Below are 14241 nucleotides of genomic sequence, written 5' to 3'. Positions count from 1 at the left end.
TGGCCTGAGGGACCTTTTTAAAAGAAATACGGCATTCAAAAATGCGCGATGACCGTAATGTACGACGGCGGTCCGCAACTCAGCGCCAAAGGCACCTGTTGGTTGCGACAGCTATCCGATCCGACGGGTGTCTACCTCGTCGTCGTCATCTTCCGCGTACTTATCCTCGTAGGCCGAATAGTCCGGCTCCGGGGGATCGTCGGGGAAGTGGCTCTTTACACGACTGGACGGACCCGTGAGCTCCCGCTCAAGTGCCGAATAGTCAGTGTTCGGGGAGTAGTACTTAATATCCCGAGCCTGCTTGGTAGCTTTTGCCTTTTGACGGCCGCGCCCCATGGCGTGACCCCCTTTTGTACTTGGACCGGAGGTGGTCACCTTGGCTATCGGTGAGGCCCCGGAATGTTTGGTCAATTTGTCGTATGTCTAGATTACATGCTTTCGAGGGTGCCTGCGCGCCACCGGGAGCCCGCGCCCGGGCCGACTACAGTCGAAACCACGCCGATGCACCTCCAAGAGAGGCGAAAATTGGGTAGAGTCGGCCTCAATGCGGCTCCACAGCAGGAAGGCACACCCCGGAATATGAGCCAGGACAACACTTCACCCCGCGATGGTTCACCACGCGATCAAGGCGAGGATGGAGTACCTTCCGCGCCCCAAACGCCGCCGTCACCAAGCCAACAACCGCCAGCAGCTCCTTGGGCGCCGCCGTCAGGCCTTCAACCGGATCCCGCCCCTGAGCTTGACCCGGATTTTGTGCCCAACCCGGCAGAGCAGCCCGACCCCGCGCTGCCACCCACGGATGCAGACTCAGGCAAAGACGGCGCCGCACCCATTTACGCGGGCTCACAGCCTTACCAGGGCCAGCAGCCGGGCTCACAGGCTTACCAGGGCCAGCAGCCGTACGCACAGCCGTCCTATTCAGGCCAGCAGCCGTATACCAGCGAGCAACCTTACCCAGGACAACAATGGCCGGCCCCGGATGGGCAGCCGGAACCTCACGGAGACCCCATCAAGCGCCAACGTTTGGTGATCGGCGGGATCGTCGTGGGCGTTCTCATACTTATTGGTGTTGTCATCTGGGTTTTGCTCAACCTGCTGGGGACGCGCCCTGAAGCGGCCGTGTCTACGCCCAGCGCAGCCCCCACAGCCGGGCCGCTCCCCCGCGACGCAGAGGCCAAGGACTTCCAAGTGGGCGACTGCTTCTCAGACTTTGATGCCAACTCTTCAAAAGCCAGAACCGTTGCCTGCGACACGGAGCACTCCGCCCAACTGGGTGCCGTCTTTAGCTACGCGGCTGATGAGTCCTTCCCGGGAACCAACGCCCTGAGGGACAAAGGACGCGAGGTTTGCAAGGACGTGAAGCTCAACGAGGCGGCCGACAACTACGTACTGCTCCAGCAGAACGTCTACCCGAGCACCACTAGTTGGGATCGGGGCGACCGCCGCGTTGATTGCTTCATCGTGGTGGATTCAGGCAACACCATCAAGGAAGATCTCCTCAAGAAGTAGCCCGCTATCCCTGCTTCCTGCGGACCGTGAGGCCCGTACCGGCGGGAGTGCCGCCGTCGGGACCTGTCAGCGCTTCAAAGCCTTCCACGGTGAGTTCGTTCAGGTCAGCGGCGGTGTCCACCAGCACGGTGTCGCCGTCGCTGATTTCGCCTGCAAGGATCTCCTTGGCGAGGCGGTCGCCGATCTCCCGTTGGACCAGCCTGCGCAGCGGGCGTGCACCGTAGGCGGGGTCGAAGCCGGACATGGCCAGCCACGCACGTGCGCCATCGGAGACTTCCAGGCTCAGGCGGCGCTCACGGAGCCGGTTGCCCAACTCGGCCACATGCAGCTCAACAATCCGGGCCAGTTCCTCCACGGACAGCGGATCAAACAGCACGATCTCGTCCAGGCGGTTCAGGAACTCCGGCTTGAAGGATGCCTGGACCACAGCCATGACAGCTTCACGTTTCGCCTTGGCATCCATGGTCGGGTCCACCAGGAACTGGCTGCCGGAGTTGGACGTCAGCACCAGGATGGTGTTGCGGAAGTCCACGGTGCGGCCTTGGCCGTCGGTGAGGCGTCCGTCGTCGAGGACCTGCAGGAGGATGTCGAAAACTTCCGGGTGGGCCTTTTCCACCTCGTCCAGCAGCACTACGGAGTACGGCCTGCGGCGGACAGCCTCGGTCAGCTGGCCACCTTCCTCGTAGCCGACATATCCCGGAGGGGCACCCACCAGGCGCGCCACCGAGTGCTTTTCGCTGTACTCGGACATGTCGATCCGGATCATGGCGCGTTCGTCGTCAAAGAGGAAGTCCGCGAGTGCCTTGGCCAGCTCGGTCTTACCTACGCCAGTGGGCCCAAGGAACAGGAAGGAACCTGTAGGACGGTTGGGGTCGCTGATGCCAGCACGGGCACGGCGCACGGCGTCGGACACAGCTTGGACGGCTTTGGTCTGTCCGATGAGTCGCTTGCCGAGTTCCTCTTCCATGTGCAGCAGTTTCTGCGACTCACCTTGGAGCATGCGACCGGCCGGGATCCCCGTCCACGCCGAAATGACTTCAGCGATGTCGTCCGCAGTCACGTCCTCGGCAACCATCAGTTCAGGTTTTGAATCGCTCCGGGCCGACTCCTCCTCAGCAGCGGCGCTCAGCTCCCGTTCGAGGGCAGGCAGCTCTCCGTAAAGGATCCGCGACGCCGACTCGAGGTCGCCCTCGCGTTGGGCCTTGTCCGCTACGGAACGCAGTTCGTCGATCTTCGCTTTGAGATCGCCAACCCGGTTGAGCCCGGCTTTCTCGGCTTCCCAGCGCGCGTTCAAGGCACTCAGTTCCTCGTTCTTATCGGCCTTGTCCGCACGGAGCGCTGCCAACCGTTCCACCGAGGCAGGGTCCGTCTCACCTTGGAGGGCCAGCTCTTCCATGGTCAAACGGTCCACGGCACGGCGGAGTTGGTCGATTTCTTCCGGCGCGGAGTCAATCTCCATGCGGAGCCTGGACGCGGCCTCATCAACGAGGTCAATTGCTTTGTCCGGAAGCTGGCGGCCGGAGATGTACCGGTTGGACAGAGTCGCCGCGGCCACAAGGGCGGAGTCAGCAATTGCTACCTTGTGGTGTGCCTCGTAGCGTTCCTTCAGGCCGCGGAGGATACCGATGGTGTCCTCAACACTGGGCTCGCCCACGTAGACCTGCTGGAAGCGGCGCTCCAGCGCAGGGTCCTTTTCGATGTTTTCGCGGTACTCGTCCAAAGTAGTGGCACCGATGAGGCGCAGCTCGCCGCGGGCCAGCATGGGCTTGAGCATGTTGCCGGCATCCATGGCGCTCTCACCTGTGGCGCCAGCCCCCACCACCGTGTGGATCTCATCAATGAACGTGACGATCTGACCGTTGGAGTTCTTGATTTCCTCAAGGACAGCCTTGAGTCGTTCCTCGAACTCGCCGCGGTATTTGGCGCCGGCCACCATGGAGGCCAGGTCCAAGGCGATGAGGGTCTTGCCACGCAGGCTTTCCGGCACGTCTCCGGCCACCATGCGCTGGGCTAGTCCTTCGACGACGGCCGTCTTGCCAACGCCCGGCTCACCAATCAGCACGGGGTTGTTCTTGGTGCGGCGGCTCAACACCTGGACGACGCGTCGGATCTCGCTGTCACGCCCGATGACGGGATCCAGCTTGCCGGAACGGGCCACAGCAGTGAGGTCCGTGCCGAACTTCTCCAAGGCCTGGAAGGTGTTCTCCGGATCGGGCGAGTTCACATTCCTGTCGCCACGGACACCCGGCAAGGCGGCGAGCAGCGCCTCATGGGAGGCACCGGCGTCGCGCATTAGCTTCCCGACGGCGTCACTTCCGGCCGAGAGCCCCAGCAGTAAGTGCTCGGTGGACACGAAGGAGTCACCGAGTTTGTCGGCCTCAGCTTGGGCCGCCTGGATGGCCTGCATGGACTGGCGGGACAACTGCGCCTGCTGGACCGAACTACCCGAGGAGGAGGGAAGCGCTTTGATGGCCGAGCTGGCCTGTACGCTCACTGCATCAGGGTCTGCACCGGTAGCACGCAGCAGTGCCACAGCGACGCCCTCGCGCTGGTCCATGAGGGCCTTCAGCAGGTGGGCGGGCTCGAGCTGCGGGTTGCCCGCAGTCGAGGCGTTCATGGCGGCCGCAGAAAGGGCCTCCTGGCTTTTGGTGGTGAATTTGACGTCCAAAGAGTGCTCCCTTTCTGGAGTTGAACCAATACTTTCAAAGTTGAGTCTACTACGCTCAACTTTAATTTTGGCCCACTGTGTTCCATGTTTGCCCACGGCGAAACCAGTGTCCAGAGTCCGCGGGAATCGTGTGGGTAGGCTGGGGCCATGGAGACCATTTCAACCGCGGCCGAACTTGAAGAACTCATCGGATTGCCCCTCGATCGCGTGCGCCAAAAGGTGCGCACAGTCCTCAGCGATTTCGACCGCCAGTGGCTGGCAGCCAGCCCCTTCTGCGTGATCTCGACGACGGACGCGCAGGGTCGCGTGGATGCCTCACCCAAGGGCGATCCCGCGGGCTTCATCCAGGTCCTGGACGAGCACACCATCGCCATCCCGGAGCGGCCCGGCAACAAGCTGGTGTTCGGCTTCCACAACATCCTGGAAAACCCGAACGTCGGCATCCTTTCCGTCGTCCCGGGCCGCACCGACACCCTCCGGATCAATGGGACCGCAAAGATTGTCCGCGATGCCGACTTCTTCGATCTCATGGTGGTCAAAGAACACCGGCCGCGCGCCGCCGTCGTGGTTTCGGTGGAGGAAGTGTTCACGCACTGCGGCAAGGCGTTCATGCGCAGCGGTCTGTGGCAGCCCGAAACCTGGGATGCCGACGGCCTGCCGAGCATCGCGGCGCTCGCAAAGACTTACACCCAGCCCGAAACTCCCTTGGAAGAGCTCGAGACCTACTACGGGCCGTCCTACGCCGAGAGGATGTACCGGGAATAATCCTTGGGCTTAGGCCGGGTAGACGGACACCAGCGCGGACTTCACCACGAACCGCACCTCCATGCCCGGCGCAAGGCCCAGGTCAGCGGACGCTGCCGGAGTGATGTCGGCGGACAAAGCCGGGACGGGATCTCCGGTCCTCGCGCGAACCCGGATCTGATCACCATGCGGTTCAAGGTCAGAGATGACCACGGGAAAAGAGTTGCGCGGGCTTCCGTGCACCTCACCCAAAAAGACGGAAACACTCGACGGCGGGAACGCGGCCACGCCTGCCTGGCCGGGCAGAGGTAACCAGTCAGGATCGTGCTGGCCAGCGAAAACCCGGCCATCCGGCGTCGTGATTCCTTCCTCGGTGATGATCCCGGTGACGAGGTTCAGCCCTGCGAGTCCGGCGGCGAAGTGGCTTCGTGGCCGTTCAAGCACTTGGCGCGTGGGCCCTTCTTCGGTGATGCAGCCACCCTCCACCACCACCACGCGGTCGGCCAGCATGTAGGCGTCCAGGACATCGTGCGTGACAACAATGGCCTTGCGATCCCTGAGGACCCGCTTGAGCACACGGCGCAGCAACGGGGCAGCATGGATGTCCAGCGCGGCCATCGGTTCGTCAAGCAGCAGGAGTTCGGGATCGGCGGCCAAGGCCCGGGCAACCGCCACCCGCTGAGCCTGCCCACCAGACAGCTGGGCAGGCTTGCGGTCAGCCAACGGGAGGGCGTCCACCTCAGCAAGCCAGTGGCGCGCAGTTTCCCTGGCCGCTGCCTTCGAAATGCCGGAGCTGCGCGGCCCAAAAGCCACGTTGTCCAGGGCGGTCAAATGCGGAAACAGCAACGCTTCCTGGGCCAAAAGCGCAGTCCCGCGAAGGTGCGGCGGGCTCCACAGGCGGGTTCCGCCGTCGAGCCTGAAGAGCTCCCTATCCCCGATGCGTGCCGAACCGGTGTCCGGCCGCAGCAATCCGGCAATGACCCCCAGCAGCGTCGACTTGCCCGCGCCGTTGGGTCCCAGGACGGCCACGGTTTCGCCATCTTTAAGGCTGAGGGACATCTCGAAATTTCTGGAGTGGAGGCTGGCTTGCAGTTCAAAAGTCATGGCTGCACCTCCACGTGACTATTGTTTCGTCGGCGACCGTAGCTCAGCCCAACCACCGCCACTGCCACCGCCACCAGCACCAAGGAAAGTGCGACGGCGGCATCGGCGTCGGTCTCGCGCTGCAAGTAGATTTCCAACGGCAAGGTGCGGGTAATCCCTTCGAGGCTGCCGGCGAAGGTCAAGGTAGCGCCGAACTCGCCCAAACTGCGAGCGAATGACAACACTGCTCCGGACGCAAGCCCGGGCAAAACCAGCGGCAGCGTAACCCGACGAAGAACGGTGGTGGGCCGTGCGCCCAAGGTAGCCGCGACGGCCTCGTACTTACTTCCAGCTGAACGGAGCGCGCCTTCCAGGCTGACCACCAGGAACGGCAAAGCCACGAACGTTTGAGCCAGTACAACTGCGGTAGTGGAAAAGGCGATCTGGATTCCCACCAGCTCCAGGGATTTGCCGAGGAGACCCTGCCGGCCGAAGGTGTACAGGAGCGCAATGCCCCCCACCACCGGTGGCAGTACCAGCGGCAAGAGGACGAACGCCCTCAGTAACCGCTGGCCCGGAAAATCGCCACGCGCCAGGACCAACGCCAAAGGTACACCCAGCACGATGCACAGAACGGTGCTGGCTGCCGAGGTCCGCAGGCTCAGGCCAAGCGCGGCCAGCGAGGACTCGGAGGTAATGAGCGGGATGAACTGTGGCCAGTTCACCCGCAACACCATCGCCGCCAAGGGAAGCACCATCAAAAGTCCGCCCCCGGCCGCGACCACATAAATCCAGCGCGGGACGCCGTGGTAGCCGCTATGCCTGATCATTCCCCGTGGCCTCCGCTACGGCGTTCCGAAGCCGGCATCCCTGAGGACCTTCTTGCCTGCTTCACTGGTGATGTTTGCGATGAAGGCGGCTGCGAGTTCCTTGTTCTTACTAGTGCCAACCGTGGCAATCGGGTAAGTGTTGACGGCCTCGCCCGATTCCGGGAATGCTATGCCCTTGACCTTGTCGCCGGCGCCCCTGACGTCTGTGACATACACCAAGCCAGCGTCAGCCTCTCCCGAGGTGACTTTGCCCAGGACATCGGTCACTGACGATTCCTCGCTCACCGGGCTCAACGTTGTTCCCGCGGCCTTTTCAACGGCCTCCGTTGCAGCGCCGCAGGGAACCTGGCTGGCGCAGGTCACCACTTTGACGCCAGGCTTGGCAAGGTCCGCAAAAGAAGAGATCGACGCCGGATTGCCGGGCGGGACGGCGATCTCCAGGACGTTGGTGGCGAAGTTGGTTGCGGTGCCCTCCACAAGGTCCTGGTCGGCGAGCTTGGTCATGTTCCTTGTATCGGCCGAAGCGAAAATATCCGCGGGAGCGCCTTGGGTAATCTGCGTGACCAGATCTGAGGAGCCCGCAAAGCTGAGAGTCACTTTGGTGCCCGGGTGCTGAACTTCGAAGTCCTTGGCCAACTGGGTGAAGGTGGTTTTCAGGGATGCCGCAGCGAAAACGGTGATCTCTCCGGACATGGACGACCCCGGGTTGGCCGAGCCTGTGGACGGACGTGTGGTGCCCGAGGCGCAGGCCGCCAAGCTTGCCGCGACCGCACCTGCAACCAGAAGTGCGGCAAGAGGCTTGCGGAGGATGCTCATATGACGCTCTTTCCCTGCGGTGTTTCGATGATGACTGTGGTGGCCTTCACCACGGCCGTGGCCACCGAGCCAAGTTCAAGGCCGAGCTCGCGGACGGCTTCGCTGCTCATCAGCGACACCACGCGGAACGGGCCACATTGAAGCTCAACCTGGGCCATCACTTTGTCCGCGGTGATGCCAGTGACCAAGCCGACGAAGCGGTTACGTGCTGAGCTTGCCGCGCGGGAAGGATCATCAGGGAGATGGGACTGCCCGCGGGCAAGGGTGGCCAGTTCCAGTCCATCCACCGCGAGCCGCCCGGCTGAGTCCTTGAGCGCAGTGAGAGTTCCATTTTCCGTCCAGCGCCTCACGGTGTCGTCGCTGACACCTAGGAAACGCGCGGCTTCGGAAATTCGTATGTGCGGCATAAATGCATCATAGTGCCGTATTTGCGGATCTGAGGCACCTGATGATCCGCAAACAAAAGATGACCGCGGACAGCGGGCCGCCCGTTGGCTGCACCCTTTTCCGTCGCCCCCACCCTTTTGCATTCTTGGCGCGCCCGATGCCGCCCGACGCTCCCGTAACCTCTGGTGCGCATGGCGGAAAGTGGTGCGCCGCCGTCGTCGTACTTCTTTGCGTTACCCATGGTCCACGGGGACCGGCCGCCGTACCCTGTTCTAGGGGAGAGTTTCATATCCGAAGGAACGTCCCATGGAATGGATTCGGCCGGACAGCCCGGACTACGACGACGCCCGAAAACTCTTCAATGCGATGATCGACCGCAGGCCGGCTGTCATCGCTAAATGCTCGGATTCCGGCGAGGTTGCCGAAGCGCTGCGCTATGCGCACAACCATAATCTGGACGTCGCTGTGCGCTCGGGCGGGCACTCGGTGGCCGGCATGTCCACCAACGACGACGGCTTGGTCATTGACGTCCGCCCCATGAAGTCCATCAGCGTGGACCCCGATGCCAAGACCGCCACGGCCGGCGCTGGACTCACGTGGGGCGAGTTCGACCGCGCAACCCAGCAGTACGGGCTGGCCGTGACGGGCGGACGCGCCTCTACCACGGGAGTCTCGGGCTTCACACTTGGCGGTGGTTCCGGATGGCTGGAGCGCTCATACGGATTCGCGTGCGACAACCTGCTCTCGGTAGACCTCGTCACAGCCTCCGGCGATCGCGTGACCGCCAGCCGGGACGAGAATCCGGAGCTGTTCTGGGCCCTCCACGGAGGCGGCGGAAACTTTGGCGTGGCTACGTCCTTGACGTTCCAGCTCCACGACCTCGGACCTTCGGTGGTGGCCGGCCTCATGCTGTTCCCCGGGGACGACGCACCGGATCTGTCGCGCGCCTACCGGCAGATTGCTTTGGAGGCACCCGACGCCGTGGGGACAGCACTGGTGTACCTCACCGCCCCGCCGGAAGAGTTCGTCCCCGAAGAGATGGTGGGCAAGCTCGCCGTCGGGATGGCATACATCTACGCGGGCGATCTTGAGGCCGGCGAGGAGCATGCAAAGCCGTTCAAGGACCTCGGCCCCTCGGTGGACCTGGTTTCACCCATGGGATACGCGGACTTCCAATGCATGATCGATGACCCTCCGGACCTCTACAACTACTGGAGCGCCGACTACCACGACGAACTGTCCGATGCTGCCCTGGACCTCCTGGTGGACTCGGCACAGCGCCTTCCAGGCCCGCACTCGCAGCAGCTGGTGGCTCGTTGGGGCGGAGCCGTGGGCGGACCGGCTGCCGCGAACACACCATTGCAACACCGCGGAGCCTCGTGGGTCAGCCACCCGTTCGGCCTGTCCGAGACCCGTGAGGGCGGGCAGGAAGCCAAGGCTTGGGTCAAACAGTTCCGGCAGGACATCGCTCCCCACACCACGGGCGGCGTATGGCTGAACTTCATTGGTGACGAGGGTCAAGACCGGATCATGGCGGCCTACGGCGAACAGAACTACCGCCGGCTGTCCTTGGTGAAGGGCGAGTTCGACCCCGACAACGTGTTCCGCGGCAACCAGAACATCCTGCCGGCCGAGCGCTGAGTTTCCTGCACTCCTTCCCAGTTGCCGTGATCAGCGCGGGCAGTGAAGCCTGTACTTCCGGGACGGTAGCACGGCGGTAGACGTCCCGATGGCCGGCAACTGGGAAGGATCGTCCGGGACTACACTTTGGCCATGGCCATCTACGTGGATCCGCCCTTGTGGCCAGCGCATGGAACCGTTTTTTCACACCTGGTTTCGGACACGTCGCTGGAAGAGCTGCACTCGTTCGCAGCCTCCGCCGGCGTTCCCGAACGAGCCTTCGACGGAGACCACTACGACGTCCCCGAACGACGATACGACGACCTCGTATCCGCGGGCGCCATCCCTGTGGAGGCCCGCATCCTGGTCCGCAAACTCATAGCCAGCGGACTCCGCATCCCCGCTCGTGAACGGAGCAAGGCCTTGACTATACCTTTGATGGAACGATGGAACAGCACCTATCCCGGCCACGAGGAGCTGGGCCTTGAGTTGCTGGAACGCTGGGGAGAGAACCGCAGGAAGTACCACAGCCGGACACATCTCCTGGCAGTCCTTGAGGCCTTGGATGTACTGGCCCAACCGGACCAGCCTGCCCGGACCGTCTTGCTGGCAGCGTGGTTCCACGATGCCGTCTATGAAGGGGTCGCAGGGCAGGACGAAGAAGAGTCCGCACGCTTGGCAGAGGACCGGCTCACGTCCACTGGTTTGCCTCCCCACGAGGTGACCGAGGTGGCACGCTTGGTCCGACTCACCGCCACACACAGTCCAAAGACAGGCGACTACGCGGGTGCAATGTTGTGCGACGCAGACCTCTCGGTGCTCGGCAGCGACCAGCAGTCCTATGCCCGCTATCGTGCCGCCGTCCGCGAAGACTACGCCCACGTCAGTGACGACGACTTCGCGAAGGGGCGCGCCGCCGTCGTACGTGACCTCCTAAGGCTGGATCCCCTGTTCCACAGCGAACGCGCCAAGGCACTCTGGTTGACGGCCGCGCGACGGAACCTCACCGGCGAACTCGGGTGAGCGGTTCGCTCGACGCCCCGCGCGAGTTCCGCGCTTCAGCCGTGCGCGAGGAGTTCCAGTCCTACCACCGCCAAGCCCAGGAGGAACTCCGCGCCGAGCACAATCACCTTCTTCCACCAAGACATCTTCACCCGTCGAACCGCCAGATAGCCGATGAGGACCAGGGCAGTAATCAGGGCGACGGTTGATGCGCGCAATGAGGTTTCGACGCTCCACCGGCCCATGGCAGCCACCGCGATAAAGATCAATGGGAGAACAATCGCCCCGAAGGCGCCGAAGCTGGTCCGCGCCATATGCGCCAGCTCAGAACGGCTGGGGGTCTTCGCATGCACGGCCAGGTGCGAGACGAAGTCGGCCACGAACACCGCCAGCAATGTTCCCACCACTGTGATGGCAAGCGTCGAAGCGGCTTCCCCTGGAGTGAGTGTCTCCGCGTGCGACTGCAGGGCGAGGACAACCGCCAGCCCGGTGAAGGTCACATAGACCCGCTCCTTAAGTGCTTCGGCTCGGTGCTGGGCGCTGGGCTGGGCTTTGGTGGTCACCCGCCAAGATTACTCACAACGTTTCTGGTGGTCTTTGCGGCCGGGGCTACCATGGAGGTGTGACCTCCTACCTCCTGGATTCCCCCAAACTCCCGCTGGCTGTACCCGACGTCGAACACGTCCTGGCTGTCCGCGGCGTGGGCGGCTACCGCCAGTACCGCATCCCGGCCCTCGCCGTCAGTACTCGGGGAACCGTGCTGGCTGCCTACGACGGCCGACCCAACTTGGACGACCTCCCCAATCCCATAGATCTTCTCCTGCGCCGCAGCTACGACAACGGAGTTACCTGGGAGCCTCAGCAGCTTGTGCGCACGGGCTCGGGGCTCCACGGCTTCGGCGATCCAAGCTTGCTGGTCGACACGGAAACCGGGCGGATTTTCATGTTCCACGCCGCAGGCACGCATGCGGGCTTCTTCGAAGCCGTCACCGGCTTGGAGCCCGAGGACGAGGTGCAGCATGCGGACGTCAGCTTCTCAGACGACGACGGCGACACCTGGCAACACCGCCGGCTCACCGGACAGCTCAAGCACGGTGCCGTCACTGGCCTGTTCGCCGCGGCTGGTCAGGGAATCCAGATACACACCGGCCCTTTTGCAGGCCGGCTGGTGCAACAGTATGTGCTGTTGGCAGACGGAGCCATCATGGCGGCGTCCGCATACAGCGACGACCACGGCGGGACCTGGTCCCTCGGAGACATGATCGGAACCGGTCCCGGCGGCATTGGGCCCAACGAAAACAAGGTTGTGTGCTTGGACGATGGCCGGCTGCTCCTGCATTCGCGGGCAACGCCGTGCAGGTTGTCTGCTGTGTCCGAGGACGGCGGTCAGACATGGAGCCCGCTGCAGGCCATCCCGGAACTACCCGACCCCAGTGACAACGGCTCCGTGGCGCGTTTCGACGGCCTTCCCAGTGTTGATTCCCACGCGACACCTGCGACGTCCAAGTGGCTGATCGCCAGCAACAATCAGGACCCTCATCTTCGTCGGAAGACGGTCCTGAGCCTCTCCCCCGACGACGGCGCCACCTGGCCGGCCAAGCTGTTGCTGTGCGAGGACAGTTCCGCTTACTCGACGGTTACGCGGCTGCCAAATGGAAACATCGGGGTGCTGTACGAGCGGCACGGCTACCGCGAGATCGTGTTCGCGTCGATCCCTGCCGGGCAACTGACGAGGCAGCTTCACCGAGCTGCAGCGGTTCAGGACTCTTCGGACACTGCGGGGCTCGTCTTCGACATGGAGCTGCGGTCCATCACTCCGGGCAGGCCCGCGGAATGGCAAAACGCGGGTGACTACCACGTGATTCCGGCCAACAGCGACGGCGAATGGGACGTGCAGACTTGGAAGGAAATCGGCCAAGGCTACGCCGGTAACCAGGTCCTTGGCACCCGCGAAGCCCAAGACCTCAACTACGGCCCCATCATCGCTGGCTACAAGGCCGGGGACATCTTGGCTTTCACCGGACGCATCCGCAACCGCGGCACCGAGCCGGCTGCCGGCGTCGTGCTTCTCGGACCGCACAACAACCCCGACAATTTCCCGCCAACGGACCTGCAACCCGGCGAACACGCGCTGTACTTCACCCCGACGTACACCATCACGGAGACCGATCTGGCCCGGAAAACGCTGGACCTCACTTTCACGGCAGAGGCCGACGCCGGAAGGGTGCGTTCGGAGCGCACCTTCCGGTTCGACCTACTCACCGGCGCAGTGGTTGCGTCTTAGCGGTAAGTGCTGCTTAGCGGTAGGTGCTGACGAACGGCTGGCTGGTGGGCACAATCTGCTTACCGAGGGGCATCAGCGATACCGGGATCAGTTTCAGGTTGGCGATGGCTAGCGGGATTCCGATGATGGTGATGGCCATGGCAACTGCCGTGACCACGTGACCGATCGCAATCCAGATACCTGCAACCAGAAGCCAAATCACGTTGCCCAAGAGCGCAAACACCCCGGAACCGCCCGGCTTCTCAACCACCATTTGGCCGAAGGGCCACAGGCAGTAAGCACCGATCCGGAACGAAGCGATGCCCCACGGGATAGTGACGATGAGTACGCAGCAAATGATGCCTGCCGCGAAGTAACCCAAGGCCAGCCAGAACCCACCGAAGACAAGCCAGATGATGTTAAGGAGCGTTTTCATAGTCTTCATTCTCCCCTGCAGGCCCGACAAAAAGCCTAGGGGTCTGCCCTGAATCTTCCCTGACTTCCAGCGGCGCCCAGTGGCGCGCGTACTCCTGTGTCACGCCACAGGGCATCGACTCAGCCGGCCAGGACGCCGTCCAACTTGTCGAACGAGGTAGCCCAGCCGTCGCGGGTCATCTCTACCCACTCCTCGGACGCAAACGGCCCCTGGGTGAGATTCATCCGGGTGCGTCCGTTGAGGTCCTCGAATTCGAGGTGCATTTCCTCGTACTCGTGATCAGCGTCGGGAGCAGCTTTGGCCTGCGCTACCAAGAGAGCCGGACTGTTGAGCTCGGTGATGGTGGCCTCGATGGGCGCCGATTGCTCGCCGTCCTCATCCGACCACACCATGACTACCTGCCAAACGCCGCCAACCCGGGGCTCAACGATGATCTGATCGCGGGGAGCATCCACTTCCACGGGCCCGAACCACTGGGTGAGTTTGTCCGGCTCCATCCAGGCTTCAAAAACCTTCTCGCGCGGAGCATCGAATTCGCGGCTCATGGTCAGGGTGTACTGTTCCGTGCTCATTGCGTGACTCCTGGCTTCCGTGGGTTCGAAGTTTCGAGGTTAATCGTGCTCTTGGAAGTGAGTCTAGGGGGTGCCCGCGACAGGCAGACCCTCTCTCACTAAATCGCGGGTTTCCACCGATCCTCTCTCACTAAATCGCGGGTTTCCACCGATCCTCTCTCACTAAATCGCGGGTTTCCACCGATCTGCGGTCGTCAAGTTTTTGAGACAGGTCTCGTTGTTGTTTTTGGTTAGGCGGCCAGGGGTTGCTGGGCGCGGGTTTGGTAGTTGGTGTGGGCTTTGGCTGGTGGTATGCCGCCGGCTCGGCGGTT

The 14241-nt window shown here is 63.0% G+C and carries 14 protein-coding genes; 5 read left to right on the top strand and 9 right to left on the bottom strand.

Annotation, left to right across the window (positions count from 1 at the left end; all coding sequences use genetic code 11):
- Positions 1 to 111 precede the first annotated feature (111 nt).
- Entirely contained in the window at positions 112 to 336 is a 225-nt protein-coding gene (locus HAV21_RS15075; RefSeq protein WP_011776148.1) for a DUF3073 domain-containing protein, read from the bottom strand.
- 243 nt (positions 337 to 579) lie between these two features.
- Between HAV21_RS15075 and HAV21_RS15070 the strand changes: the two genes are divergently transcribed.
- Positions 580 to 1509 (top strand): septum formation family protein, encoded by a 930-nt coding sequence (locus tag HAV21_RS15070; RefSeq protein ID WP_243753315.1) that lies wholly within the window; start codon positions 580 to 582, stop codon positions 1507 to 1509.
- Between the two features lie 4 nt (positions 1510 to 1513).
- On the opposite strand, the gene clpB is transcribed toward HAV21_RS15070, so the two are convergent.
- Positions 1514 to 4177 carry an ATP-dependent chaperone ClpB gene (gene clpB, locus HAV21_RS15065; protein ID WP_166842299.1) on the bottom strand — a complete coding sequence of 888 codons (2664 nt, stop codon included), beginning with the start codon at positions 4175 to 4177 and terminating at the stop codon, positions 1514 to 1516.
- 147 nt (positions 4178 to 4324) lie between these two features.
- Here clpB and HAV21_RS15060 point away from each other — a divergent pair, with 147 nt between their 5' ends.
- Positions 4325 to 4942 carry an MSMEG_1061 family FMN-dependent PPOX-type flavoprotein gene (locus tag HAV21_RS15060; RefSeq protein ID WP_166842298.1) on the top strand — a complete coding sequence of 206 codons (618 nt, stop codon included), beginning with the start codon at positions 4325 to 4327 and terminating at the stop codon, positions 4940 to 4942.
- 9 nt (positions 4943 to 4951) lie between these two features.
- Here the strand turns inward: HAV21_RS15060 and HAV21_RS15055 are convergent, their stop codons facing one another.
- Genes HAV21_RS15055 through HAV21_RS15040 form a run of 4 tightly spaced genes read right to left on the bottom strand, consistent with a single transcriptional unit; the run spans position 4952 to position 8057 of the window.
- Complete coding sequence (locus HAV21_RS15055) at positions 4952 to 6025, bottom strand: ATP-binding cassette domain-containing protein (RefSeq protein ID WP_166842297.1); 1074 nt, start codon at positions 6023 to 6025, stop codon at positions 4952 to 4954.
- The gene (locus HAV21_RS15050; RefSeq protein WP_166842296.1) at positions 6022 to 6834 is read right to left on the bottom strand and encodes an ABC transporter permease; all 813 of its coding nucleotides are present in this window, start codon (positions 6832 to 6834) and stop codon (positions 6022 to 6024) included. The genes HAV21_RS15055 and HAV21_RS15050 overlap by 4 nt, the downstream gene beginning before the upstream one ends.
- Positions 6835 to 6849: 15 nt before the next feature.
- Positions 6850 to 7650, bottom strand: a complete 801-nt coding sequence (gene modA, locus HAV21_RS15045) for a molybdate ABC transporter substrate-binding protein (protein ID WP_166842295.1) — start codon at positions 7648 to 7650, stop codon at positions 6850 to 6852.
- The gene (locus HAV21_RS15040) at positions 7647 to 8057 is read right to left on the bottom strand and encodes a TOBE domain-containing protein (RefSeq protein ID WP_142937882.1); all 411 of its coding nucleotides are present in this window, start codon (positions 8055 to 8057) and stop codon (positions 7647 to 7649) included. The genes modA and HAV21_RS15040 overlap by 4 nt, the downstream gene beginning before the upstream one ends.
- A gap of 286 nt (positions 8058 to 8343) precedes the next feature.
- Here HAV21_RS15040 and HAV21_RS15035 point away from each other — a divergent pair, with 286 nt between their 5' ends.
- Both HAV21_RS15035 and HAV21_RS15030 read left to right on the top strand, forming a co-directional pair.
- Positions 8344 to 9678: an FAD-binding oxidoreductase gene (locus HAV21_RS15035; protein ID WP_166842294.1), complete on the top strand. Its 1335-nt coding sequence runs from the start codon at positions 8344 to 8346 to the stop codon at positions 9676 to 9678.
- Between the two features lie 132 nt (positions 9679 to 9810).
- The gene (locus HAV21_RS15030; protein ID WP_166842293.1) at positions 9811 to 10680 is read left to right on the top strand and encodes a DUF4031 domain-containing protein; all 870 of its coding nucleotides are present in this window, start codon (positions 9811 to 9813) and stop codon (positions 10678 to 10680) included.
- A 35-nt stretch (positions 10681 to 10715) separates the two neighbouring features.
- On the opposite strand, the gene HAV21_RS15025 is transcribed toward HAV21_RS15030, so the two are convergent.
- Positions 10716 to 11222, bottom strand: a complete 507-nt coding sequence (locus HAV21_RS15025; RefSeq protein WP_142937879.1) for a hypothetical protein — start codon at positions 11220 to 11222, stop codon at positions 10716 to 10718.
- 59 nt (positions 11223 to 11281) lie between these two features.
- Between HAV21_RS15025 and HAV21_RS15020 the strand changes: the two genes are divergently transcribed.
- Positions 11282 to 12943: a sialidase family protein gene (locus HAV21_RS15020; RefSeq protein ID WP_166842292.1), complete on the top strand. Its 1662-nt coding sequence runs from the start codon at positions 11282 to 11284 to the stop codon at positions 12941 to 12943.
- A 13-nt stretch (positions 12944 to 12956) separates the two neighbouring features.
- Here the strand turns inward: HAV21_RS15020 and HAV21_RS15015 are convergent, their stop codons facing one another.
- Both HAV21_RS15015 and HAV21_RS15010 read right to left on the bottom strand, forming a co-directional pair.
- On the bottom strand, positions 12957 to 13358 hold the full coding sequence (locus HAV21_RS15015; RefSeq protein ID WP_062068115.1) for a YccF domain-containing protein: 402 nt from the start codon (positions 13356 to 13358) through the stop codon (positions 12957 to 12959).
- 119 nt (positions 13359 to 13477) lie between these two features.
- Complete coding sequence (locus HAV21_RS15010) at positions 13478 to 13930, bottom strand: SRPBCC domain-containing protein (RefSeq protein WP_166842291.1); 453 nt, start codon at positions 13928 to 13930, stop codon at positions 13478 to 13480.
- Positions 13931 to 14241 lie beyond the last annotated feature (311 nt).

The organism is Paenarthrobacter sp. MSM-2-10-13 (assembly GCF_011605365.1).
Taxonomy (GTDB): domain Bacteria; phylum Actinomycetota; class Actinomycetes; order Actinomycetales; family Micrococcaceae; genus Arthrobacter.
This window is presented reverse-complemented; position numbering and strand designations above follow the sequence as displayed.